Genomic DNA, 20839 nt, shown 5'->3' with positions numbered 1-20839 from the left:
CTTCAGTTCACTCAAGGTGACGGTAATGGTATTCGCCCGCAAGCTCCATCCCGAGTGCGCGATAAAGACCATTGGCTCCCACGTTGGCCTTGGTGCAGATCACGCTGAGGGTCTGCGCGCCATTGTCCCGCGCCCAGATTGCCGCCGCGCGCATGGTCCAGTGGCCCAGACCTTGGCGGCGATGATCGGGCAGGATTTCAAGTGCGTGGACCATCGCAACATCCCCGTGCATCGCGACAAATGCTACGCCACTGGGCTTGTCGTTGTGGCGCAACAACAGACTGGTTTTGGGGCCCTTCGCGCGCGCCATCACCGCTTGGCGTTCTGGCCCAATCCCGGCCGAAGCCCAGATTTCACGCATGATCTCAAGCGGCTCCCAGACCGAGAAGACCATGATCGGAGGGATCGGTTGATCTGTCAGCAGGTCGACCGGACAGGCATAGATGTTGACCGGGTCCAGAACGCTGTACCCCCGATCAGCCAGTTTCGCGTCCAGAGCCTCATCACCCGGACGCAGACAGAAAATGCGTTTTTGCCCCATGGCCAGCATTGCGGCCTCGGCGGCGTCAATATCCGCGTCCCTGGCAGGACCCAGCGCGTTGGCGGCAGACACGCGTGACCCACCACCCTGCCCTTCGCGCAGTTGGAACGGGCCAAGCGCCTTGTAGCCTGCGGCGGGCCAAGTGCCGTCGACAATATCCGCCCAGTTGGTGCTCAAAGCTCCAACTCTTTCGCCAGACGGGTCATCGCCGCATCGATCTGCCTTCCGTCAGTGCCCCGTATCACAACGTTGGCACCGAAGGCCCCGTTGATCTGGAACGGATAACAGCCAATGGACAGGTCGCTGAACTCTTCGGCCAAGGCGGACAGGTTTGCGGCAATATCGCCCTCGCCCCGATCCACGCGCAGAGTTTGCGACAGCAAGGGACTGCCTCCGGTTAACGTTGGCAGAACACTGGCCACCATGGCCTGAAACACCGAAGGCACACCGGCCATCACATGCACGTTCGCAAGGATAAAGCCCGGTGCAGTCGAGACCGGATTGTCGATCAGCGCCGCACCATCGGGAATGCGGGCCATGCGCAGTCGGGCGGCATTCAGCTCCAACCCCGATTTGTCGTAATGCGCCTGCAACAGCGCCCGCGCGTCATCCCGAATATCAATCGGCGTGTCGAAGGCCCGCGCGATGCAATCGGCGGTGATATCGTCATGTGTCGGACCGATGCCGCCACTGGTAAAGACGGTGTCATAGGCATCAGACAGTGCTTTGACCGCCGCTTCGATGGCGGGGGCGTCATCGCTGACAATGCGCACTTCTTTCAGGTCGATGCCGTGTTTGGTCAGCTCCTGCGCCAGAAAGTGCATGTTGGCATCACGGGTGCGGCCGGACAGGATTTCATCCCCGATCACCAGCATTGCTGCAGTTGGATTGGCCATGGCGCTCTCCCCTCTTGATCGTTCTCAGGGGCAGGTATAGGCCCTGAACCATGCGATTTGAAACCCCTCTTGTCCCCGCCCGCCTGATCCGCCGCTACAAACGCTTTCTGGCTGATTGCACGCTGGAAGACGGGCAAGAGGTTACGGCCCATTGCGCCAATCCGGGATCGATGATGGGGCTGGCTGAACCGGGCGAGAAAATCTGGCTGGAACCCAATGACGACCCCAAGAAAAAGCTGAAATACGGCTGGCGTTTGGTGGATCACGAAAACGGGCATTTCACCGGCGTTGACACCTCGGTTCCCAATCGCGCCTTAAGGGCAGCGCTTGAAGCCGGTGAGATTGCAGAACTGGCCGCCTATGACACCGTCCGGCCCGAAGTGAAATACGGCGAAAACAGCCGCATCGATTTCCTGCTGACCGGGCCGGGCCTGCCCGACGCTTATGTCGAGGTCAAAAGCGTGACCCTCTCGCGCCAGCCCGGCCTGGCCGAGTTTCCCGACAGTGTCACGGCACGCGGCACAAAGCATCTGGGCGAGCTGGCAGCCATGGCCGCGCAAGGACACCGCGCGATCATGCTGTATCTGGTCCAGCGTACCGATTGCGACAGGTTTGCGCTGGCGGCTGATATTGACCCGGCCTATGCGGCGGCGTTTGAAACAGCACAGGCGCAGGGGGTGGAACGATTGGTGTATGGGACAGAGATTTCACCCTTAGGCGTCGCAGTCTTACCCAAACCGATCTAGAGGCCATTCAGCAGCACCCGCCAGAAACAAGATAACCTAGCGTCTCGGGTCAAACCTAAAGCTCACTATAAACATTCTTAAAACGCTATTTGTTGATTCATATCAAGGTTAATGAGCATACAAAAAGCTTTGCTATTCAGCACGACAATTTCGAGGGGAGATTTGTCATGCGATACAAAGCCATTGGTATGACCGTTCTGTGCGCCGCACTCCTATACACGGCCTCTTGCTCGGGCATGAGTTACGCGATGAAGACATATGGCGACGTCGACCCAATAAACTTCGAAGCCTTTGGCAGAACCTGGCGCGTCTTCGACAAGCCTGAAAGCGGCTTGATTATGCTGACGCCCAGCTTGGGAGATGCGGCATTGGCAGGTGCCGCCGAAGGGGCAACATTCGGCTTGGCTGGCAGTATGGACCCCACGCAGTTGGTCTTTCAATCGGCGGCGGCAGAGTACCTGAAGTCAACCGGCAGAACATGTGACATCCGTTCTGCCCAACTGGTCATCGACCCTCAGTGGGAGTTCACCTATACCTGCTGAGCCTTCGCGAAACTGTCGCCTTATGTCAGAAATCACTGAGTTCAGCATGCAAAAAAATTTAGTCACATTGGCCGTCCTTCTCGCCGTCACCGCGTGCGCGGAACAACCAAGTTCGATTGCACCGGTTCCAATCGGAGACGTCTATAACGACGTATCTTGCGCAAAGGCACGACAACTCTACCAACAAGAGGTTGCCAGAGTGCCTGCCTTGGTTTCCGCACAAAAACAAGCGGTTGCTGGTGACGCTGTCGGCGTGCTGTTAATCGGCGTTCCTGTATCCAGTTTATCTGGGGATGATTTGGAGGGCGAAATAGCCGCGACCAAGGGCAAATTGATCGCACTGTCCGCTCGTTTGGAAGTTTGCGGCACTCCACCCCCGAAAATAGCGTGGGATTGAGCCTGTCGCGACATAGGGTCGTAGTAATGGCATGAGAGAGCGGCTGTTGAAACTGATAAGCCGTCGAACTACTTCGCTGAAAGAGTGTGACCCTGCGCCCTCTGGTACTTTCTGCACAAGCAGCGTAAAAGGAATGCTGCGCGAAACATTTGGAGCTTAGCGTCGATGAAAGAACATCGTGGCCGCCTGACCAAAGACGGCATCCGCATCTATGAACAAAGCGACTTTGCCGGAATGCACGCGGCAGGGGCTTTGGCGGCACGCATTCTGGATGATATTGCAGAACACGTCTTTCCCGGCCAGACCACTGGCGCGATTGACGGGCTGATCACGCAGATGGTCGAAGACGCAGGCGCAACTTCGGCCACGATTGGCTACAAAGGCTATCAGCACGCCAGCTGCATCAGCGTCAATCACGTCGTTTGCCATGGCATTCCGGGTGAAAAAAAGCTGAAGGATGGCGACATCCTGAACATCGACGTGACTGTGATCGTCGATGGCTGGTTCGGCGACACCTCGCGTATGTATGTGGCCGGTAAATTGCCCCGCAAAGCAGAGCGGCTGATTCAAGTGACCCATGACGCGCTGTTCAAGGGCATCGAGATGGTGAAGCCCGGCAACACTTTTGGCGATATCGGCCACGCCATTCAGGCTTATGTCGAAGCGCACCGGATGAGTGTTGTGCGTGATTTCTGCGGCCACGGTCTGGGCCGCGTGTTCCACGCGCCGCCCAACGTTTTGCACTATGGCCGTCCGGGCACTGGCGCGGTTCTGGAAGAGGGTATGTTCTTTACCATCGAACCGATGGTCAACTTGGGCCGTCCTGAAACCAAGACACTGGCCGACGACTGGACTGCTGTGACCCGCGACAAGTCACTGTCGGCACAGTTCGAGCATTCGGTGGGTGTCACAGCGGATGGGGTCGAGATTTTTACACTCTCGCCGGGCGATAAGTTCCACCCGACCTATTCCTCCTGATCGGCAGCCTGTTCGCGCATCACTTTCAGCAGCATTGTCTCTGCCCCCCAAGGCGTCACCGCGTCGTGGATGAAAACAGGCGCGCGCATGGGTTTGCGCTCGGGGCCGGTCGAGGCTTCGGCGTCGTGGGAAAACGTCCAACTAAAGGGTGTCAGGGCGCGGTCCATGCCTGCACCTTAGCACAACAAAGGGTCAGAGTCCCAACAACTGGTGCGCTTGTGACATGTGCGTGATTACTTCGGCACCCAGATCTGCCAGCCTGCCGCCATGCGGTGCGTAGGCCAAACAGCGCATACCCGCCCGGGTGGCCGCAGTGACGCCGTTCTCGCTGTCTTCAATAACCACCGGGGCGTTTGCTTCGAAGTGCTGAGCGGCCAGCTTGAACATCCTTGGGTCCGGTTTGCCAGTTCCCAGAACATGAGCCGAGAACATAACGTCCTTGAACCGGTCCCAGAGCCCATTCTGACCCAGGGTGATCTTCATCTTGTCCGGGCTGCCGTTTGACGCAACGCAGAACGGGATGCCGTTTTGATCCAATGCCACCAACAATTCGGAAACACCAGGCACCAAAGGAACCCCTTTGCGAAGTCGGTCATAGGTTTCAGCATAGATCTGATCCACCCAGTCATCGGGTAAATCGGCACCCATGCTGCGTGCCTTGTCGCGCACCCCGACCATTGTTCCGCCTACAAACAGCGACATGCATTCAGGCAGTGTCAGGTGCAGGTCATAGCCAGCTAGATTTTCAACCAGCACCTGGTTCGAGATCACTTCGCTGTCTACCAGAACGCCATCGCAATCAAAAATCACCAGATCATGCATCCGGTTCGTCTTTCCATATCAAAGAGATATACGTGTCGCCATATTTCCGACTGCCCTGCAACGTGAACCCGGCAGGTGGCTGCATCGGAGCATTTTCTTCCCAAACCAGTAAGGCGTCATCAGCGACCCATCCACCGGCGGTTATTGCGGTCACTGCCTTTTGGCCCAACGCTTTGCCGTAGGGGGGGTCCAGAAAGATCAGATCATATGGGGCCTTCGGGTTGTCGCCCAGCCGGGTGGCATCGCGGCGGACCAGATCGGTACGCTCGGCGCTGTGGGTCAGGTCGATATTCTTGCGGATTAGCCCTTGGGCCACACGTCCGTCATCAACAAAGGTGACATGAGACGCACCACGCGACAGCGCCTCAAGCCCCAGCGCCCCGGTTCCTGCGAACAGATCCAGCACGCGCAGGCCGTCAAAATCGATCTGGTGGGTCAGGACGTTGAAAAGACTTTCGCGCACACGGTCAGTGGTGGGGCGCAGATGTGCCCCCGCATCCCCTTTGCCGACCGAGGCCAAGGCGCGGCCCCGGAACTCTCCGGCGATGATTCTCACGCTTTAAGCAGCGGCTTCAGGTCCGCGTCCGGATCCGCCACGATGGCCGGATCGGCCGTCTTGCCTGCGTCGATCAAGCGTTTGCCGACCATATACGCGCGGGGATCGTTCATTGCGTCCACAGCTATCAACTGATCGCCCTTGTAATACCAGAAGGACACGGTCTGCCCTTCGCCCTTGCGGGTCACAACGCGGTCATATCCGGTGTTCAGACCGGCGATCTGCAGTTTGACGTCATACTGGTCCGACCAGAACCATGGGGTCGCCACATAATCCCGGGCCGCGCCCAGCATGTTCTGCGCGACGATCTCGGCCTGATCGATGGCGTTAGGCACACTCTCTAGCCTGATCCGGCCTTCACCGTGTGGAAACGAGGCACAATCGCCTGCCGCCCAGATTGACGGATCCGAAGTGCGGCCATGGGCATCGGTCTTGATACCATTGTCCACCTCAAGCCCCGCCATCTCGGCCAATTGGGTTGCGGGCGCGATGCCGACACCAACCACGACAAAGTCAACCTCAAGCTCGGTGCCGTCGGTAAGCAGGGCCCCCGTCACCTTTCCGTTTTTGCCAATCAGCCGATCCAACCCGACGCCTTCGCGAATGTCCGCACCATACTCGCTGTGCAATGCACGGAAATAGTCGCTGGTCTCGGGTGCTGCAACCCGTTGTAGAATACGGTCTGCCATCTCGACCAGAGTCACCTTGACGCCTCGCTTGGCGCAGACGGCTGCGGCCTCAAGCCCGATATAGCCACCCCCCACGATCAACGCACGAGCACCTTCAGTGACCTTGGGCTCCATATCGTCGATATGCGCCAGATCGCGCACCACATGCACACCTTCCAGGTCACCACCAATTGCCGCGGGCAGACGGCGCGGATCGGACCCGGTGGTCAGCGCCAGTTCGTCGTAAGAAATGACTTCGTCCCCCAACGTCACAGTCTTGGCTTGCGGATCGATGCCCGTGACGCGCTGGCCCAGACGCAGGGTGATGTTGTTCTCGGCATAGAAACTCTCGGGCCGCAGGAACAGGCGCTCCAGCTCCATCTCGCCCAGCAGGTATGCTTTGGACAAAGGCGGGCGCTGATAGGGCAAATGCGGTTCAGCGCCGACAAGGGTGATGTCCCCGTCGAACCCATCCTTGCGCAAACGCGCCACCAAAGATGCACCCGCCTGACCGGCACCGATCACGACAATATGGCTCATGTTTTGCCCACCCTGCAGTTTTCCCGTGGTCTCCGTGTTTGGACCACCTATATTGCGGCTAAGCCCAATTCTGCAAATCCAAACAACAGGAGCTGAAAAATGATTTCAACAGGAGACGCCCTTCCCGAAGCGACACTGACCCAGATGGGCGCGGACGGGCCGGAAGAGGTTCGGATTTCAGAAAAGACCAAGGGCCGCAAAGTGGTGATCTTTGCTGTTCCTGGGGCGTTTACACCGACATGCCATTCCGCGCATGTACCCAGCTTCATGCGGACGAAAGATCAGTTCGACGCCAAAGGCGTAGACGAAATCATCTGCATTTCGGTCAACGACCCCTTTGTCATGAAAGCTTGGGGCGAAGCCACCGGCGCGTCTGACGCCGGTCTGACCATGCTGGCAGATGCCGCATCAGAATTCACCAAAGCCATCGGCATGGATTTCGACGCCCCGCCCGCCGGTCTGATTGCCCGGTCCAAACGCTATGCCATGCTGGTTGAGGACGGCAAAGTCACTGCCTTGAACCTGGAAGAAAACCCGGGCGCATGCGAAATCTCTGCCGGTGAAGGCCTGCTGGACGTCATCTGATAGAGTTCGGCCCCGGTTTTTCGGGGCCATCAAAACCCAAATTAACTTGATGCTCTTCCCTAATGCGCGAATACTTGATCCAGGCGTTTGGGGAGTTCTTTATGACACTTAAGACATTTTCACTTATCCTGACCGGCTCCGCCATTCTAGCATCCTGCGGACCGGCACCCACCCCACAGCAACAAGCCGCGCGCCAACACGAGATCGCGTGCCTGGGCGGAACTTTGGGCGGTGCGTTGATCGGTGGCGCCATCGGCAATCAATTTGGTGGCGGGTCGGGCAAGACAATCCTTACCGCTGCGGGTGCCGCGGCTGGTGGCTTTGAAGGCCAGAGATTTGCATGCTGAAAGGGTCAACCATGACACGCGGAATTATCATACTCATGATCACATTTCTGACCTCGGCAGCCGCCGCCGAAACCGTTGCAGAGCTGCATGAAAAAGAACTGAACGCCATTGATGCGAATAATGACGGGTTCTTATCAAAAGACGAGTTCGACGCATTCTCGGACTATGCATTTCAGGCCATGGATGAAGACAAAAACGGCACCCTGGGCCTGGAAGAGGCCAAACCGTTTCTGGACATCAAGCAGTTTCAGAATGTTGACCGCAACAAAGACAGCTTTATCTCAAGAGCGGAATATGATGCTCAGATGGATGAGGACTTCAACACGGCGGATCAGGATGGCAATGGCCAACTGGATTAAGCCTGTCACGACAGGAGCTTGGTATGAACAAATGGATTGGTTTGGGCGCATTGGCACTGGTCGCGGCCTGTGATGTTCCGCAGGCTACTGTGGTGACGGGACCGGATGGGCAGTCTCGCATTGAAATCAACCTTTCCGGGCTGACCTGCTATCAAAACCGCTGTCTGGACATAAACCCAGCAGCGCGGAGCGTGCGCCAGATTGGCAACAAGACCACCAGGATTCCTGCATCCATAGATGTCAGCGACGGCTATGTCACGCCAGCCGAGTTCAGGCAGATGGCGACCACGGCCTCACTTGCCGGAGGCCAAGGCTCGGGAAATGATCGCTAGCACAGACTGTCCATCTTGCGTGCCAGTTTGGCATCCAATGAGGACAGACCACCTACGTCATGGGTGGACAGAACAACCTCGACCGTGCGGTACACGTTGAACCATTCGGGATGGTGGTTCCATTTCTCGGACCAAATCGCTACCTGGGTCATCCAGCCAAAAGCGGAAACGAAATTGTCGAATATAAACGTTTTTGTAATCGCATCTCGGCCTTCGACCATCGTCCAACCGTTCTTGAACAGCGGATCCAGCAGCGGGCCGCGGGTTTCTGTCGACAAGAGTTCGGTCATTGCTGTTCCTCCGGGTTCGATTTCCTGAACGGACCGTAGTCCGTTAGGATCTCGATCTCTTCTCCCACTGCACGTCCTTCGGCGTCCAGATATTTTTTGACGGCATCAGCAAAACCCGGATCGCCAACCCAGTGCAAGCTATGCGTGCGCGTTGGCAAATAGCCCCGCGCCAACTTGTGTTCACCCTGAGCGCCCGCCTCGACCCGGGCCAGACCATGGGCAATGGCAAAGTCTATCGCCCTATAATAGCACAGTTCGAAATGCAGACAGGCATGATGTTCAACGCAACCCCAATACCGGCCAAAAAGCGTTTCGCGGCCTATGAAGTTCAACGCACCCGCGATGGCAAAGCCGTTCCGTTCCGCCAGCACCAAGGCCATGTCATCCGACATGGTTTCCTGTGCAATATCAAAGAATTGGCGCATCAGGTACGGCGAGCCCCACTTACGCGCGCCGGTATCCTGATAGAATCGCCAGAACGCATCCCAATGTTCCGGGCGCAACGCTTCGCCGGTCAGGGTGCGGATGTCACCGCCAAAGTCATTGGCCTGCGCCCGCTCCTTGCGGATGTTCTTGCGTTTGCGCGATGACAGGGCAGCCAGGAAAGCGTCGAAGTCTGAATAGCCCTCATTCAACCAGTGAAACTGCTGCGAGCCGCGCAACATCAGGCCCATCTGTTCACCGGCCAACGCTTCGTCCTCGGTACAGAAGGTCGCATGAACCGACGAAACCTGATTATCCGCCGCCAGTTGTACAGCGCCCTGCACCAGAGCTGACATGCCGATCCTCTCGTATCCCGGGCGCACCAGGAAACGTCGTCCGGTTGCCGGGGTGAACGGCACTGCGATCTGAAGCTTGGGGTAATAACGTCCACCTGCGCTTTCATAAGCATGGGCCCAGCTATGATCGAAGATATATTCGCCCTGACTGTGCGATTTGGCATACATCGGGGCCGCTGCGATCAGCATACCATCAAGATAAGCAGTCAAATATTGCGGCTGCCAGCCTGTGCCGCGACCAACCGAGCCGCTTTCTTCCAGCGCTAGTAAAAACCGATGGGTTGTAAAGGGATCAAGAGGCCGCCCGCCATCAACGGCTTCGGGGCAAGCGCAGGCATCCCACTCTGCCGCAGAAATCTGCGACAGAGCACCCAATACCTGAATTTCGATCTGTGCCTGATCCATATGTCCTCCGCGCCTGCCCTTTATCTGTGACAGCCTGAAGGAGGTTCAAGCCGAATGCGCAGCCAGATACCCTTCGAAAGTCACATTGTCGGCAACTTTGCGAGCCTCTGCCTCTTGTTCAGGCGATCGGACAGTCCAGCACAGGATTGGCACCCCGCGCGCCTTCAATTCAGCCACGCGGGGGCGCGACAGGTCAGCGGCCTCGTGACTAATGAAACTTGCTCCGACACGATCAAAATCCGGAATACCACGCAGATTGTCGCAAACGCCTTGGGGCAAAAGTTCGACGCTGGGTTCATAGGCGCAAGTGGTGATGCCGCGCGGCAGATGCGGGGCAAGCCGTGCCAGTTCAGCGACCGAGTTGGGATTGAAGGACATCAGGGCCACAGGACCGTCGTAACCCTGCAATGCGCGGACGGTATCCCGCTCCAACGCGCCCACATTGGCACCCATTTCACCGTCCTGATCTTTCAGTTCGATCAGCAGCGGTACCCGACCTGCCACCATCTCTAGGACCTCATCCAGCGTTGGAATGCCATCATCCCCATACAAAAGGGTCGCGCCAGAAGCTGCAGCCGCCGAGACCTGACGGATCGGCCCGGGCTGACCGGTCAGACGCGCCATATCATAGTCATGGAAAACCATGGCCCGGTCATCCGATGTCAGTTGAAGATCGATCTCGATCCCGTAACCCGCGTCAATCGCTGCCTGAATAGCCGCCCGGCTGTTTTCCGGGCGGTTGTCCGATATGTCATGCAGAGCCCGATGAGCAATAGGGACCTGCAAAAACGCGTTTGGCAAAGGTGGTATCATTCGACTTCGAAAATACCTTCGATTTCAACCGCCACACCCAACGGCAGGGACGCCGCGCTGACTGCGGAACGTGAATGACGGCCCGCTTCGCCCAGCGCTTCGACCATGAAATCGGAGGCACCGTTGATCACCTGTGGCTGTGCTGTGAACTCTGCTGTCGAGTTTACAAAACCAGTCAGCTTGATCACACGCACCAGTTTCTCGATATCGCCGCCGCAGGCTGCCTTGACCTGCGCCAGCAGGTTGATCGCGCAAACCCGGGCCGCAGCAGCTCCGGCCTCAACGTCCATATCGTCGCCCAGTTTGCCGGTGATCAGTTCATCAGCTTTCGAGATCTGGCCCGAGACATAAACGATATTGCCCACGCGCACGAACGGCACATAGTTGGCAGCGGGTGCAGGTGCGTCATCCAGCGTGACACCCAGGGTTTCCAGTTTTGCGGCGATGCTCATTGAGAGGGTCCTTCCCTAAATTCGACTCTGCCGGACGCTAACCGGGAAGCTTGGATTGGGAAAGACGGAAACCGGCAATTTCCTGTCTGCCTGCGATCTGAGCGTTTCTTTACTTATTACGAGCTGTTGATCCTGGGTCACTTTACCCGCCCCCAAATGACAGGTTACACGCAAGGTGTTTCATTTAAGACCCGAAACGACTAGTGACAGAACTTGTGCCACCCCAGCACGTGGATTTTGATTGAACGTCCGGCGGACCATGTGTCGGACCATTTTGGGAGAAGCAAACCGTGCCAAGCAGATTGCGCCTGAAACATTTTATTGTCCTGTCATGCATGGCCATTCTGTCTGCTTGCGCTACTACCCCGCCCGAGGGGGCCTCGCGTAGCGATGTTTTTGATCCGTATGAAAACAACAACCGGGCAATCCACAAGTTCAACCTTGGTGTGGACCGATTTTTGTTCCGCCCCGCCTCGAAAGGCTATGTGAAGATCGTTCCTGATCCGATGGTGACCAGTTTCAGCACCTTCGCCGAAAACATCTCGCTGCCGGGGCAGGCCGTTGATTACCTGTTACAGGGCAATCCGAAACAGATGGGCAACGCGTTGCTGCGCTTCGTGATCAACATGACTGTGGGTGGCTTTGGTCTTTCTGCACCTGCGGATGAATTGAATTTGCCACCAGTGGATACCGATTTCGGCGAGACGCTGCATGTCTGGGGTGTGGGCGAAGGCGCATATGTTGAGCTTCCCTTCTACGGCCCATCCACCCAACGAGATGCGATCGGGGTTGTGATCAACTTGTTCTCGAACCCAATCAATTTTTCTCCGGTGCGACCGGTCGACAATATTGGCGTCTACGCCGAGATCGTGCGCCGCATGGGAGATCGCGGCCGGTTCTCGGATACAGTCGACTCGATTCTTTACGAAAGTGCAGACAGTTACGCGCAAGCACGCCTGATCTTTTTGCAAAATCGCCGCTTTGAACTGGCAAGAGATGACGAAGACGCCTATCTGGATCTATATTCTGACCCCTATGCCGAAACCGGGACAGACCCGGTCAGGGACCCCTTTTTAGACCCCTACGAGGACCCCTATGCCGAATAACGAGTTGAACCGCCGTCACTTCATCGCCTCGAGCCTCGCGCTGGCCTTGCTGCCCATGCCTGCCTTGGCGCAGACCGAAGCTGCAGCCAAAGCGCTGGTCAACAGCGTGGTTGCTGACATCAATCGGGTGATCGATTCGGGCAAGTCTGAAAAGGCAATGCTGCGCGACTTCGAAAAAATCTTTGTGCAATATGGTGATGTCCCGATCATGGCTCGCTATGCCCTGGGGGCGGATGCCCGCACGGCAAGCCCCGCCCAGCTGAAAAAATTCACCAAAGCGTTCCAGGGCTATATCTCGCGTAAATACGGCCGCCGGTTCCGAGAGTTTATTGGTGGCGAGGTTGACGTACGCAATGCGCGAAAAATCAAGGCCGGGTACGAAGTTCGGACGATGGTCAAACTGCGCGGCTCCGCCCCGTTTGACGTGACGTTCCTGGTGTCCGACAAGTCGGGCCGGGACAAGTTCTATAATATGTTCATTGAAGGCGTGAACCTTCTGCTGACCGAACGCACCGAAATCGGCGCTATGCTGGATGCCCGGAAAGGCAATCTGGATCAACTGATCAGAGATTTGAACAAAACAGGCTAACCTTGCGGCCGGGTGTGGTAACGCGCCAGATCAAAGTTATTGCAAGTACACAAAAAAGGGTCAGGTTCTTCTGACCCTTTTTTGTTTCGATTTCAGGGCGCATAGCTACGCACCAAAGCGCCTGCAATCAACGCCCAGCCGTCTGCGATGACAAAGAACGCAAGTTTGAATGGCAAGGATACGATTGCCGGAGGTACCATCATCATGCCCATCGACATCAACACCGCTGCAACAACAAGATCGATGATCAGAAACGGCAGAAAAATCAGAAAGCCAATCTGAAAGGCCCGCGCGATTTCAGATAGCATGAAAGATGGCATCAGGACGGACAGCGGCGCTTGTGCTGACAGTTCCATCTCATCCCCACCGGGACGTAGGGCCGCCATGGCGTAAAATGTATCCGCGTCCAACCGGGCTGCCATGAAAGTACGGAACGGGTCCAGCGCCCGTTCCAGTGCGACCTCGACCCCGATCGTTTCCTCCATCATCGGGCGAATGCCGCTTTCCCAGGCTTCAGTGAAGACAGGGTCCATGATGAAATAGGTCAAAAACAACGCCAGACTGACAATCAGCATATTGGGCGGCGATTGCTGCAATCCAATCCCCTGTCGCAGGATCGACAATACTGTAACCAGGAACGGGAAACAGGTGATCATAACTGCCAGGCCCGGCGCTATGCTCAATACAGTGATCAGTAGGATCAACTGGATGGTCCGTGCCGATATAGATCCTCCCTCGCCAAGGGACAAAGTCACATTCTGAGCTGTGGCGAGCGATGGTGTCAGCACAATCGCCAGAGCCAGCCAGATCGCAAAGCGCATCAACCGATCCCGTTTTGAAGGTCGGCAATCTCGGTCAGGCGCACGGCCAGTTGACCGGCCTGGTCGCCATCCATCTCTTCAAGCAGCCCACGTGCCACCAACTGATCCCCGACATAAAGGTCAACCGGATCTTCGATCCTTTTGTCCAGTGTCAGCACCGCATTCTCTCCCATATTGAGCAAATCCCGGATCAATGGGCGGGCGCGGCCGACAGAGACAGTCACCTCGATCGGGACGGATTCAAACGGGTTGGGTCTTTCGGTGTTCGGGGTCTGAGTGTCATTCATTGGACAAAGCCTCTCTTGCCTCAAAGACGTATGCGTCAAAAATCTGTGCAACGGTGGTCAGCAAGGCGCTGCAATCCACTTCGCGCCTGCTGATGCCGACTTGCAGGCGGGCCTGCCCCGGCTCGAGCCCGGGATCTTCGATGACCTCTGGCGCGAGCTGTGCACTTGGCGGCAAAATTGCTGCAACATCTTCAGCACGGCCCGTCGGCACCATGATCTGCATAGGTTGCTCCAGCTGCATGCGCGCCATCTCCGACAGCTGTTCAACAAGAAGGGTGGCCAATCCCCGGTCGACCATCTGCGGTAAGACTGTCTGCACCAGGCTTTCAAACATCGGCTCCAAAGACAGAGTCATCCGGGTCATCGCCTCGTGATAGGTGAATGACATGTCCTCCAGCGATTGCGCGAGCTCTGCCGATACCTTTCCGCGACTTTGCTCCTGCGCCTGAGCGGCATCCTCCCAACCAGCACCATAACCATCCTCAAAGGCGGCAAGCCTCTGTTCTTCTAATGTTTCCTCATCCAGAAGCAGAACCGTGCCGGTGCTGGTCTGAGCGGTGAAATCCTCAAGCAGATGGGCGATCGACATCACACCTGCTCCTCGCCTTCTTCAAGCCAGCTGCGAAGGATCTCGACGGTCTCCTCTTGCTTGTCACCGATCATAGTCCGCAACCGTTCAACCGGGTCTTCGACGGCGTTGACGCCCAGCGCTGGAACGCCCCCGTCTTGGGACAAGGCTGCAAACTCAGCCACGTCATCGGCCGCGATTTCACCGGTCAAAACCGAAGGTTCCACCTCGGCCCCGTCAACAGCGGGCAAAAGCGCTGGTGTCAGTGTCGGCTTCATCAGAATCGGTCGGATCACGAACAACGCCAGCACCAGCGATACCACCGCCAGCACGGCCATTTGGATCAGGGACATGGCGTCCAGATGAATGTTCTGCCACATGGAAGACGAAGCCAGAGTGCCTTGCGGTTCTGTCACAGGCAGATCCAGAGATTTAAGTGTGATCACGTCCCCGCGCGCGGCGTCGAACCCCACGGCCGCAGCCACCAGTTCTTGCAGCGCGTCCAGTTCTGCCTGCGGCAGCGGTGCAAATGTTTCGGCTCCCGAGGCATCCACAGTACGCGTTCCGTTCACCAAAACGGCAACCGTCAGGCGCTTAATCGAACCGGGCGCTGTGTGAACTTCAAGCTCTGTTTCAGAGACCTCATAATTCACCCGCTCACGCGTTTCGGTGGCGGTGGAGTTCGATTCGTCACCACCAGCCCCATCTCCATCGGGCAGGTTGGATGCAACGGTGACATCAGAAGACTGATTGCGGGCGCTGTCCGAACGTTCCTCGACATCCGTACTGATGGCCACGCGGCCTTTGGGGTCAAAGCGCCGCTCGCGGATTGATTCTGTCTTGGTTTCCGTATCCACGCTAACCTCGACCACCGCATTGCCGGGTCCGACACGCGCTTCCACAAGGCGCAGTACACGTTCACGCAGTTGGCGCGATTTATCATCTGCCGTGTCAGCGGCCACCGCAGTGTCTTGCCCACCAATAACAGCCCCGTTCGAATCGATTACAGTCACGTCCTCAGGTGCCAGGCCGCTTACGGCGGAGGCAACAAGGAACCGGATCGCCTTGGCCTGATCACCAGTGATATCGGCACCTGACGGCACCAGATAGACAGAGGCTGTCGGCGCAACGCTGCGCTGGAACGGGTTCGCAGACCCGTTGGCGATGTGCACCCGCGCCTGGCTGACATGCGGACTGCCGACTATGGTGCGCGCCAACTCACCCTCTTTTGCACGCCAGTATGCGGCGTCGAACATCTGAGAGGTGGTGCCAAACCCGCTCAGCGAATCCAGCAGTTCATACCCCCTGTTACCATTTGCGGGCAGGCCTTCACTGGCCAGAGTCATCCGCAACTCGTCCCGCTGCGCGCCGGGTACATAGATTGACCCACCGCGAATCTCATAGGTGATACCGCGCTGATCCAGCGCGCGCACGATGTCCCCTGCCGCGCCGCTTTCCAAGCCTGCATACAGCAGCGTCATAGACGGTGCGGTTGCAAGGCGGGACATTCCGAGAATTCCCAAAAACACCAGCACAACTGCACTGGCGACAATGATTTGTTTACGCCTGTCCAAACTTGCCCAAACAGTTCCGATCTGCTGCACGCTCACCTCCGACTCGCCGACATTCTGCCCGGCGCACCCTCTGTTTGGACGATTGCCCTTAACAATCGGTTAGTTCCTGAGCGGTTATGAAACGACAGAACGGATGAATGAGGACGTCATGACCGACGCGACGGCAGAACAGGCAGAAGCCCCGGAAAAAAGTGGGAAAAAGGGAATCCTTATTGGGTTGATTCTGGCAATTGCAGGGGCCGCGGGCGGATATTTCCTAACCTCATCCGGACTGATTCCGCTGGGCGGCAAAGCTACGCAGGAAACAAGCCAGGACATGGAAAAAGGAAACTCTGTCAAAGCGCTGGAAAACGTTGGCTTCCTCGCACTGCCACCCGTCGTCGTATCGGTGAATTCAGACAGCTCTCGGCATTTGAAGTTTCACGCACAACTCGAAGTTAACGCCCCGTACATGGCTGACGTGGAAAAAATGCAGCCGCGAATCATGGATGTTCTGAACGGATACCTGCGTGCCGTGGAATTGCAGGATCTTGAAGATTCGTTGGCGTTGATGCGCATCCGGGGCCATTTGCTGCGCCGCATTGAAATTGTCGTTGGCGAGGGTCGCGTTCGCGATGTGCTGGTGATGGAATTTGTTTTGAACTAGGAGGCGAAATTGGAGCTGATCGCGGATATTTTGCTGGTTGCCGGTGCGTTGGGCGCGGGTCTTTACTGCTTTGTTCTGTCGCGCCGCCTCAAGCGGTTTACCGACCTTGAAAAAGGCGTTGGTGGTGCTGTGGCGGTTCTTTCACGGCAAGCGGAAGAGCTGAAGAAATCTCTGGACAACGCGCGCAGCGCTTCTGACCAGTCCGGGGACAAGCTTACAACCCTCACACACAGAGCCGAGAGCGTCGCGCAACAGCTCGAGCTGATGATGGCGTCAATGCATGACGTGATCCCCGAAGACGCCTCCAAAACGGAGACGCAGCCAGAGGCTGTTCCGGCAGAGGCTCAGCCACAAGAACCAACTCTTGCAAGGCAAGAGGATGTCACAGAGCCCTCTGACGACGCAGAATCTTCTGAAACTGAAGCACCCAAAACAAAAGAAAACAAAGCGCCAGAGGGTCTGATGTTCTTCCGTCATGATCACAAGCAGGGTGGAACACTGGCATGAACCGCCCTCGCGCAACTCGGCCAAACGCTCGCCCGCGGGCCGGTGTACTTGCTGTCATCTCCTTACTCATGCTTGGTTCAGCCGCAATTCGCATCGGGTTAGAGGCTGGGCCGGCGCTTGCGAAACCAGCCGAACCTAAGGCCGTTGAACACACGCCCAAAGCGTTGGAAACACGCGACGTTCAAGCTCTTTTGACCGAGCTTTTGCGTCGAGAAAAACAGGTCACACAACGTGAAGACGCGCTGCGGGATCAAGAAAAGGCATTGGAAATCGCGGGCCAGGCTATCGAGACGCGGCTGGTCGCGCTTCAAGAGGCGGAAGAGGCTCTGCGTGCCACTTTGGCTGTCGCCGACAACGCGGCCGAGAATGATCTGACCCGTCTGACAGATGTCTATCAAACCATGAAACCCAAAGATGCTGCTGCGTTGTTTGAAACCATGGATCCAACTTTTGCCGCCGGGTTTCTTTCTCGTATGCCTCCTGATTCAGCGGCCGGGATACTTGCTGGTCTCAGCCCCGAGGCAGCCTACACGATCAGTGTTGTCATGGCAGGCCGTAATGCCTCGGCCCCACTGGAATAACCAGTGCCACATTTTCACGCGCATCACTAAGCCGGAGATCTCAAATGATTGGAATTGTTGGAATTGTTGTCATTTTCGTGATGGTTTTCGGCGGCTATCTTGCTGCTGGCGGCAAGATGACCATCATTCTGAAATCGCTTCCGTTTGAAATGATGATGATCGGCGGCGCCGCCGTTGGTGCCTTTTTGATCAGCAATGACATGGGCGGTGTAAAACACACGATCAAAGACCTGGGGAAGGTTTTCAAGGGACCGAAATGGAAACCCGAGGACTATCGTGACCTTCTTTGCCTTCTGTTTTCACTGATCCGCATTGCCCGTGCTAATCCGGTTGAGGTCGAGCAACATATCGAAGACCCTGAAAACTCAAGCTTGTTTTCCACTTATCCCAAGATTCAAGCCGACAAGGAGGCGGTCGATCTGATCTGTGACACTATGCGTTCCGCCGCGATGAACTATGATGATCCGCACCAGGTTGAAGAAGTGCTGGAAAAGCGGATGGAGGCGAATTTTCATCACGCAATGCACTCAAGCCATGCGTTGCAAACAGTGGCGGATGGCCTGCCTGCGCTAGGGATCGTAGCGGCTGTTTTGGGGGTGATCAAAACGATGGGCTCGATCGACCAACCACCCGAGGTTCTGGGCAAACTGATCGGCGGCGCTCTGGTGGGCACGTTCTTGGGGGTTTTCCTGGCGTATGGTCTGGTGGGACCCTTTTCAGGCAAGCTGAAATCCGTTGTCGAAGAAGACAATCACTTCTACCAATTGATCAAAGAGGTTCTGGTTGCAAACCTGCACAACCACAATGCCGCGATGTGTATTGAGGTTGGGCGCCAGAACACACCCACTCACAACCGCCCCGGCTTCTCCGAGCTTGAAGAGGCTCTGAAAGAGCTCAAGCAGGCCGCAGCATGAAAAAGTTCGGAATCCTGTTTGCGGCCCTGATCATGATGGCCACTTCGGCATCCGCACAAAATGTGACGGTGCGATCAGGTGAGCATGATGGCTATACGCGTTTGGTTTTCAATGTACCACCAAACACAGGATGGACACTGGAACAGCGTAAAAACGGTGCTCGCTTAAGGCTGGCATTGGATGCCGCGACCTTTCAGACAAGCGCAGTGTTCAGCCGCTTGACGACCAATCGCCTTGCGTCAATCTCACAACCTGAACCCGGTGGGGCATTGGAATTGGAGTTCGGGTGCGCGTGCGCAGCCTCGGCTTTCCTGTACCGGGATTCTATGATTGTTCTTGATATTGCACCGGGCGCATTTCTGCCCCCGCTGCTGGTTGACATCCCCCCCCCAGTGAAGCGGACGGCCAAAAAGGCCACGACTGAATCGTATAAAGACGCGCAGTTGGCAGCATTGGACCTGCCGCTTCTTGAACACGGGTTGAAGGACCAATTGTCCACGCGTTTTCTGCAAGGGGCCGACCGCAGATTGCTGGGTTTGAACCTAACCCCAGTTGGTCCTCGCAGCTCTGCCCCACCCGACGCAGCGCGCCTGCCAACGGGTTTGTCCGGCAATATTCGACTGACTTCGGTGCTGGACGATTTGCAGGATGTTCTGAATGCCGAGTTGCAGCAGTTCGATAACAAACCAACCTGCATCACGACGTCCGAACTTGGCTTCGCACACTGGTCAGGGGATGAACCCTTTTCTGCGCAAGTGTCTGCTTTGCGTACGGGTCTATTTAAGGAGTTTGACCGTATTGATGAAAACAAGGCTCTCAGACTGGCAAAGCTGTATGCGTTCAACGGCTTTGGGGCCGAAGCACTGGCTGCTTTGGCGCTGTCTGAAGCACCATCTGAAGAACTGGACCGCATCGAGTTTGTCGCTCAGCTCGTAGACGACAAACCAATTAAGCCCCCCCATCCTTTCAGTGGATTGCAGCGTTGCGACAGTGACGCCGCGCTTTGGGCAGTATTGTCCGAAGGCACTCTGGCACCTGACGCGGATGTTGAGGCGATCGAGCAAGCTTATGGTAGTTTGCCGAACCACTTGCGCCGCCAATTCGGAAAACGTCTGTCCGAAATTCTCGTCAACGCACAACAGTTGGAGGCCGCCCGCAGAGTGATACGCTCGGTCGACCGTATCGAACAAAGCACCTCGGCAAGTACCGCACATGCCAAGGCCATAGTTGCTGCGGCAGAGGGGAACGACGTGCGCGAAGAGGAGTTGTTGACGGAGGTTGTTTCATCACCCAAAGCCACGCCGAATGCTCCGGTGGCGTTGGCCCGTTTGGTCGAAAAGCGCTGGGGCGAACGCAGCGCAGTCACTTCGAAAGAACTGGAACTGGCGGCGTCTTTTGCGGTCGAATACCGACGCTCGAACCTGGGCCCAATGATGGCACGCACGCACGCGATCGCCTTGAGCCTGAGCCAGGATTTCGAGCCAGCATTCGACATCATCCTGAACTTGCCAAACGGGCAGGACAGAACCCGCGCGTTCAATCGACATTTTCACCTACTGTCAGAGCGGTCCGACAACGTAACCTTTTTACGCCAAGCGTTCCACGTAATGCAGATGAGCAAGACCCCAGCCCTGTCAACGGACAGTGCAATCGCCGTTGGTGATCGGCTGGCGGCGCTTGGTTTTGCGGATCAAGCCATTGACCTGACAAACCGAGCAGAAGATCAAACGCACAAGACAGAAAGAGCGCGCGTGCGGGCCAAAGCGGCCCTTCTGTCGGGACGTCCGCACAAGGCTCTGATGGAGTTGGACGAAGACAAATCGGACGAAGCCCGCGCCTTGCGTGCACAGGCCCTGGGCAGAATTAGTGACTTTGCAGCAGCAGCTGAGATCATGAAAGATTTGGGGCAAGGCGAGGCAGCAAACCGCTTATACTGGCTGGCAGGGCTGCCGGATGATACCGTTGAACCACAGGGTGGGAAATACGCGGTCCTGAACCAGACAACGCAAGCCCTGTTGGACACCCCGGCACGACAGTTGGAAAAACCCCTAATGGACGCAGAGGGTCTGCTTGAGAACAGTGAAACGACACGCGAACGCATCATTGAGATGCTGAATGCGGTCAATTTAAAATGACAAGTGCGCCTGCTGCTCTTCAGACAATCCAGTGCCAACATGAGAAAACTGCGTTTTGGGGTC

Annotated in this window: 29 protein-coding genes; 15 read left to right on the top strand and 14 right to left on the bottom strand. The window is 56.8% G+C overall.

The annotated features are described in order from the left end of the window. Positions 1–7 precede the first annotated feature (7 nt). Positions 8–718 carry a GNAT family N-acetyltransferase gene (locus I9187_RS01445; RefSeq protein WP_171178263.1) on the bottom strand — a complete coding sequence of 237 codons (711 nt, stop codon included), beginning with the start codon at positions 716–718 and terminating at the stop codon, positions 8–10. Beyond that, the gene (locus tag I9187_RS01440) at positions 715–1437 is read right to left on the bottom strand and encodes a molybdopterin-binding protein (protein WP_171178265.1); all 723 of its coding nucleotides are present in this window, start codon (positions 1435–1437) and stop codon (positions 715–717) included. The genes I9187_RS01445 and I9187_RS01440 overlap by 4 nt, the downstream gene beginning before the upstream one ends. Before the next feature lie 50 nt (positions 1438–1487). On the opposite strand from I9187_RS01440, the gene sfsA reads away from it, so the two are divergent. The 4 genes from sfsA (at position 1488) to map (ending at position 4100) form a co-directional block, all read left to right on the top strand. After that, on the top strand, positions 1488–2183 hold the full coding sequence (gene sfsA / locus I9187_RS01435) for a DNA/RNA nuclease SfsA (protein ID WP_171178266.1): 696 nt from the start codon (positions 1488–1490) through the stop codon (positions 2181–2183). 167 nt (positions 2184–2350) lie between these two features. Next, complete coding sequence (locus tag I9187_RS01430) at positions 2351–2725, top strand: hypothetical protein (RefSeq protein ID WP_171178268.1); 375 nt, start codon at positions 2351–2353, stop codon at positions 2723–2725. 22 nt (positions 2726–2747) lie between these two features. Then, positions 2748–3122, top strand: coding sequence for a hypothetical protein (locus tag I9187_RS01425; protein ID WP_171178270.1), 375 nt, complete (start codon positions 2748–2750; stop codon positions 3120–3122). Between the two features lie 165 nt (positions 3123–3287). Next, on the top strand, positions 3288–4100 hold the full coding sequence (gene map / locus I9187_RS01420; RefSeq protein ID WP_171093205.1) for a type I methionyl aminopeptidase: 813 nt from the start codon (positions 3288–3290) through the stop codon (positions 4098–4100). On the opposite strand, the gene I9187_RS01415 is transcribed toward map, so the two are convergent. Genes I9187_RS01415 through I9187_RS01400 form a run of 4 tightly spaced genes read right to left on the bottom strand, consistent with a single transcriptional unit; the run spans position 4088 to position 6686 of the window. Beyond that, entirely contained in the window at positions 4088–4267 is a 180-nt protein-coding gene (locus tag I9187_RS01415; protein WP_171178272.1) for a hypothetical protein, read from the bottom strand. The two genes, map and I9187_RS01415, sit on opposite strands and share 13 nt — an antisense overlap. Before the next feature lie 25 nt (positions 4268–4292). Continuing rightward, entirely contained in the window at positions 4293–4922 is a 630-nt protein-coding gene (locus I9187_RS01410; protein ID WP_171178274.1) for an HAD family phosphatase, read from the bottom strand. Next, positions 4915–5478 (bottom strand): 16S rRNA (guanine(966)-N(2))-methyltransferase RsmD, encoded by a 564-nt coding sequence (gene rsmD / locus I9187_RS01405; RefSeq protein ID WP_171178276.1) that lies wholly within the window; start codon positions 5476–5478, stop codon positions 4915–4917. The genes I9187_RS01410 and rsmD overlap by 8 nt, the downstream gene beginning before the upstream one ends. Next, entirely contained in the window at positions 5475–6686 is a 1212-nt protein-coding gene (locus I9187_RS01400; protein WP_171178278.1) for an FAD-dependent oxidoreductase, read from the bottom strand. Before I9187_RS01400 ends, rsmD begins: the two co-directional genes overlap by 4 nt. 99 nt (positions 6687–6785) lie before the next feature. Between I9187_RS01400 and I9187_RS01395 the strand changes: the two genes are divergently transcribed. The 4 genes from I9187_RS01395 to I9187_RS01380 all read left to right on the top strand — a co-directional run bounded on the left by I9187_RS01395 (position 6786) and on the right by I9187_RS01380 (position 8309). Further along, a complete protein-coding gene (locus I9187_RS01395) occupies positions 6786–7271 on the top strand; it encodes a peroxiredoxin (RefSeq protein ID WP_171178280.1) in 486 nt (161 codons plus the stop codon). A gap of 101 nt (positions 7272–7372) precedes the next feature. Continuing rightward, on the top strand, positions 7373–7618 hold the full coding sequence (locus I9187_RS01390) for a glycine zipper 2TM domain-containing protein (protein ID WP_171178282.1): 246 nt from the start codon (positions 7373–7375) through the stop codon (positions 7616–7618). An 11-nt stretch (positions 7619–7629) separates the two neighbouring features. Further along, the gene (locus I9187_RS01385; protein ID WP_245222904.1) at positions 7630–7977 is read left to right on the top strand and encodes a hypothetical protein; all 348 of its coding nucleotides are present in this window, start codon (positions 7630–7632) and stop codon (positions 7975–7977) included. 23 nt (positions 7978–8000) lie between these two features. After that, on the top strand, positions 8001–8309 hold the full coding sequence (locus I9187_RS01380; RefSeq protein WP_171178286.1) for a hypothetical protein: 309 nt from the start codon (positions 8001–8003) through the stop codon (positions 8307–8309). On the opposite strand, the gene I9187_RS01375 is transcribed toward I9187_RS01380, so the two are convergent. From I9187_RS01375 to I9187_RS01360, 4 genes are read right to left on the bottom strand one after another with little or no spacing between them, the layout of a single operon-like run. Beyond that, positions 8306–8599 carry a 4a-hydroxytetrahydrobiopterin dehydratase gene (locus tag I9187_RS01375; RefSeq protein ID WP_171178288.1) on the bottom strand — a complete coding sequence of 98 codons (294 nt, stop codon included), beginning with the start codon at positions 8597–8599 and terminating at the stop codon, positions 8306–8308. The two genes, I9187_RS01380 and I9187_RS01375, sit on opposite strands and share 4 nt — an antisense overlap. Beyond that, positions 8596–9783, bottom strand: coding sequence for a GNAT family N-acetyltransferase (locus tag I9187_RS01370; RefSeq protein WP_209509346.1), 1188 nt, complete (start codon positions 9781–9783; stop codon positions 8596–8598). The genes I9187_RS01375 and I9187_RS01370 overlap by 4 nt, the downstream gene beginning before the upstream one ends. 45 nt (positions 9784–9828) lie before the next feature. Further along, on the bottom strand, positions 9829–10596 hold the full coding sequence (locus I9187_RS01365) for a glycerophosphodiester phosphodiesterase family protein (RefSeq protein WP_171178292.1): 768 nt from the start codon (positions 10594–10596) through the stop codon (positions 9829–9831). Next, on the bottom strand, positions 10593–11048 hold the full coding sequence (locus I9187_RS01360; RefSeq protein WP_171178294.1) for a RidA family protein: 456 nt from the start codon (positions 11046–11048) through the stop codon (positions 10593–10595). Before I9187_RS01360 ends, I9187_RS01365 begins: the two co-directional genes overlap by 4 nt. Before the next feature lie 335 nt (positions 11049–11383). Between I9187_RS01360 and I9187_RS01355 the strand changes: the two genes are divergently transcribed. Beyond that, complete coding sequence (locus I9187_RS01355) at positions 11384–12154, top strand: VacJ family lipoprotein (protein ID WP_171093362.1); 771 nt, start codon at positions 11384–11386, stop codon at positions 12152–12154. Next, positions 12144–12743 (top strand): ABC transporter substrate-binding protein, encoded by a 600-nt coding sequence (locus tag I9187_RS01350; RefSeq protein ID WP_171178297.1) that lies wholly within the window; start codon positions 12144–12146, stop codon positions 12741–12743. Before I9187_RS01355 ends, I9187_RS01350 begins: the two co-directional genes overlap by 11 nt. A gap of 92 nt (positions 12744–12835) precedes the next feature. Here the strand turns inward: I9187_RS01350 and fliP are convergent, their stop codons facing one another. From fliP to fliF, 4 genes are read right to left on the bottom strand one after another with little or no spacing between them, the layout of a single operon-like run. After that, positions 12836–13564 (bottom strand): flagellar type III secretion system pore protein FliP, encoded by a 729-nt coding sequence (fliP, locus tag I9187_RS01345; RefSeq protein WP_209509345.1) that lies wholly within the window; start codon positions 13562–13564, stop codon positions 12836–12838. Next, positions 13564–13851 (bottom strand): FliM/FliN family flagellar motor C-terminal domain-containing protein, encoded by a 288-nt coding sequence (locus I9187_RS01340; RefSeq protein WP_171178301.1) that lies wholly within the window; start codon positions 13849–13851, stop codon positions 13564–13566. The genes fliP and I9187_RS01340 overlap by 1 nt, the downstream gene beginning before the upstream one ends. Then, entirely contained in the window at positions 13844–14440 is a 597-nt protein-coding gene (locus I9187_RS01335) for an ABC transporter ATP-binding protein (RefSeq protein WP_171620225.1), read from the bottom strand. Before I9187_RS01335 ends, I9187_RS01340 begins: the two co-directional genes overlap by 8 nt. Continuing rightward, on the bottom strand, positions 14440–16023 hold the full coding sequence (gene fliF, locus I9187_RS01330; protein WP_209940044.1) for a flagellar basal-body MS-ring/collar protein FliF: 1584 nt from the start codon (positions 16021–16023) through the stop codon (positions 14440–14442). Before fliF ends, I9187_RS01335 begins: the two co-directional genes overlap by 1 nt. A gap of 118 nt (positions 16024–16141) precedes the next feature. Here fliF and I9187_RS01325 point away from each other — a divergent pair, with 118 nt between their 5' ends. Genes I9187_RS01325 through I9187_RS01305 form a run of 5 tightly spaced genes read left to right on the top strand, consistent with a single transcriptional unit; the run spans position 16142 to position 20776 of the window. After that, entirely contained in the window at positions 16142–16639 is a 498-nt protein-coding gene (locus I9187_RS01325) for a flagellar basal body-associated FliL family protein (protein WP_209940043.1), read from the top strand. Positions 16640–16648: 9 nt separating this feature from the next. Further along, positions 16649–17146 carry a hypothetical protein gene (locus I9187_RS01320; protein ID WP_171237939.1) on the top strand — a complete coding sequence of 166 codons (498 nt, stop codon included), beginning with the start codon at positions 16649–16651 and terminating at the stop codon, positions 17144–17146. Continuing rightward, a complete protein-coding gene (locus tag I9187_RS01315; RefSeq protein WP_171178311.1) occupies positions 17143–17727 on the top strand; it encodes a hypothetical protein in 585 nt (194 codons plus the stop codon). The genes I9187_RS01320 and I9187_RS01315 overlap by 4 nt, the downstream gene beginning before the upstream one ends. Positions 17728–17771: 44 nt before the next feature. Beyond that, positions 17772–18641, top strand: coding sequence for a flagellar motor stator protein MotA (gene motA / locus I9187_RS01310; protein WP_171178313.1), 870 nt, complete (start codon positions 17772–17774; stop codon positions 18639–18641). After that, a complete protein-coding gene (locus tag I9187_RS01305; RefSeq protein WP_171178315.1) occupies positions 18638–20776 on the top strand; it encodes a hypothetical protein in 2139 nt (712 codons plus the stop codon). Before motA ends, I9187_RS01305 begins: the two co-directional genes overlap by 4 nt. Positions 20777–20839: the final 63 nt, after the last annotated feature.

It is taken from the genome of Ruegeria sp. HKCCE4148, from assembly GCF_017872495.1.
Lineage (GTDB): Bacteria > Pseudomonadota > Alphaproteobacteria > Rhodobacterales > Rhodobacteraceae > Ruegeria.
The sequence above is the reverse complement of the archived record's forward strand: the minus strand, read 5'-3'. Positions and strand labels throughout refer to the sequence as shown.

Excerpts from the sequence above, each read along its gene's own strand:
- I9187_RS01340 (WP_171178301.1), bottom strand. The coding sequence starts at position 13,851 with ATGAATGACACTCAGACCCCGAACACCGAAAGACCCAACCCGTTTGAA.
- I9187_RS01425 (WP_171178270.1), top strand. The coding sequence starts at position 2,748 with ATGTCAGAAATCACTGAGTTCAGCATGCAAAAAAATTTAGTCACATTG.
- I9187_RS01390 (WP_171178282.1), top strand. The coding sequence starts at position 7,373 with ATGACACTTAAGACATTTTCACTTATCCTGACCGGCTCCGCCATTCTA.
- I9187_RS01325 (WP_209940043.1), top strand. The coding sequence starts at position 16,142 with ATGACCGACGCGACGGCAGAACAGGCAGAAGCCCCGGAAAAAAGTGGG.
- I9187_RS01410 (WP_171178274.1), bottom strand. The coding sequence starts at position 4,922 with ATGCATGATCTGGTGATTTTTGATTGCGATGGCGTTCTGGTAGACAGC.
- I9187_RS01430 (WP_171178268.1), top strand. The coding sequence starts at position 2,351 with ATGCGATACAAAGCCATTGGTATGACCGTTCTGTGCGCCGCACTCCTA.
- I9187_RS01365 (WP_171178292.1), bottom strand. The coding sequence starts at position 10,596 with ATGATACCACCTTTGCCAAACGCGTTTTTGCAGGTCCCTATTGCTCAT.
- I9187_RS01375 (WP_171178288.1), bottom strand. The coding sequence starts at position 8,599 with ATGACCGAACTCTTGTCGACAGAAACCCGCGGCCCGCTGCTGGATCCG.
- I9187_RS01385 (WP_245222904.1), top strand. The coding sequence starts at position 7,630 with ATGACACGCGGAATTATCATACTCATGATCACATTTCTGACCTCGGCA.
- sfsA (WP_171178266.1), top strand. The coding sequence starts at position 1,488 with ATGCGATTTGAAACCCCTCTTGTCCCCGCCCGCCTGATCCGCCGCTAC.
- I9187_RS01380 (WP_171178286.1), top strand. The coding sequence starts at position 8,001 with ATGAACAAATGGATTGGTTTGGGCGCATTGGCACTGGTCGCGGCCTGT.
- map (WP_171093205.1), top strand. The coding sequence starts at position 3,288 with ATGAAAGAACATCGTGGCCGCCTGACCAAAGACGGCATCCGCATCTAT.
- I9187_RS01350 (WP_171178297.1), top strand. The coding sequence starts at position 12,144 with ATGCCGAATAACGAGTTGAACCGCCGTCACTTCATCGCCTCGAGCCTC.
- I9187_RS01305 (WP_171178315.1), top strand. The coding sequence starts at position 18,638 with ATGAAAAAGTTCGGAATCCTGTTTGCGGCCCTGATCATGATGGCCACT.
- I9187_RS01355 (WP_171093362.1), top strand. The coding sequence starts at position 11,384 with ATGGCCATTCTGTCTGCTTGCGCTACTACCCCGCCCGAGGGGGCCTCG.
- I9187_RS01395 (WP_171178280.1), top strand. The coding sequence starts at position 6,786 with ATGATTTCAACAGGAGACGCCCTTCCCGAAGCGACACTGACCCAGATG.
- I9187_RS01335 (WP_171620225.1), bottom strand. The coding sequence starts at position 14,440 with ATGTCGATCGCCCATCTGCTTGAGGATTTCACCGCTCAGACCAGCACC.
- I9187_RS01400 (WP_171178278.1), bottom strand. The coding sequence starts at position 6,686 with ATGAGCCATATTGTCGTGATCGGTGCCGGTCAGGCGGGTGCATCTTTG.
- I9187_RS01315 (WP_171178311.1), top strand. The coding sequence starts at position 17,143 with ATGAACCGCCCTCGCGCAACTCGGCCAAACGCTCGCCCGCGGGCCGGT.
- I9187_RS01440 (WP_171178265.1), bottom strand. The coding sequence starts at position 1,437 with ATGGCCAATCCAACTGCAGCAATGCTGGTGATCGGGGATGAAATCCTG.
- I9187_RS01360 (WP_171178294.1), bottom strand. The coding sequence starts at position 11,048 with ATGAGCATCGCCGCAAAACTGGAAACCCTGGGTGTCACGCTGGATGAC.
- fliP (WP_209509345.1), bottom strand. The coding sequence starts at position 13,564 with ATGCGCTTTGCGATCTGGCTGGCTCTGGCGATTGTGCTGACACCATCG.
- I9187_RS01415 (WP_171178272.1), bottom strand. The coding sequence starts at position 4,267 with ATGGACCGCGCCCTGACACCCTTTAGTTGGACGTTTTCCCACGACGCC.
- I9187_RS01370 (WP_209509346.1), bottom strand. The coding sequence starts at position 9,783 with ATGGATCAGGCACAGATCGAAATTCAGGTATTGGGTGCTCTGTCGCAG.
- motA (WP_171178313.1), top strand. The coding sequence starts at position 17,772 with ATGATTGGAATTGTTGGAATTGTTGTCATTTTCGTGATGGTTTTCGGC.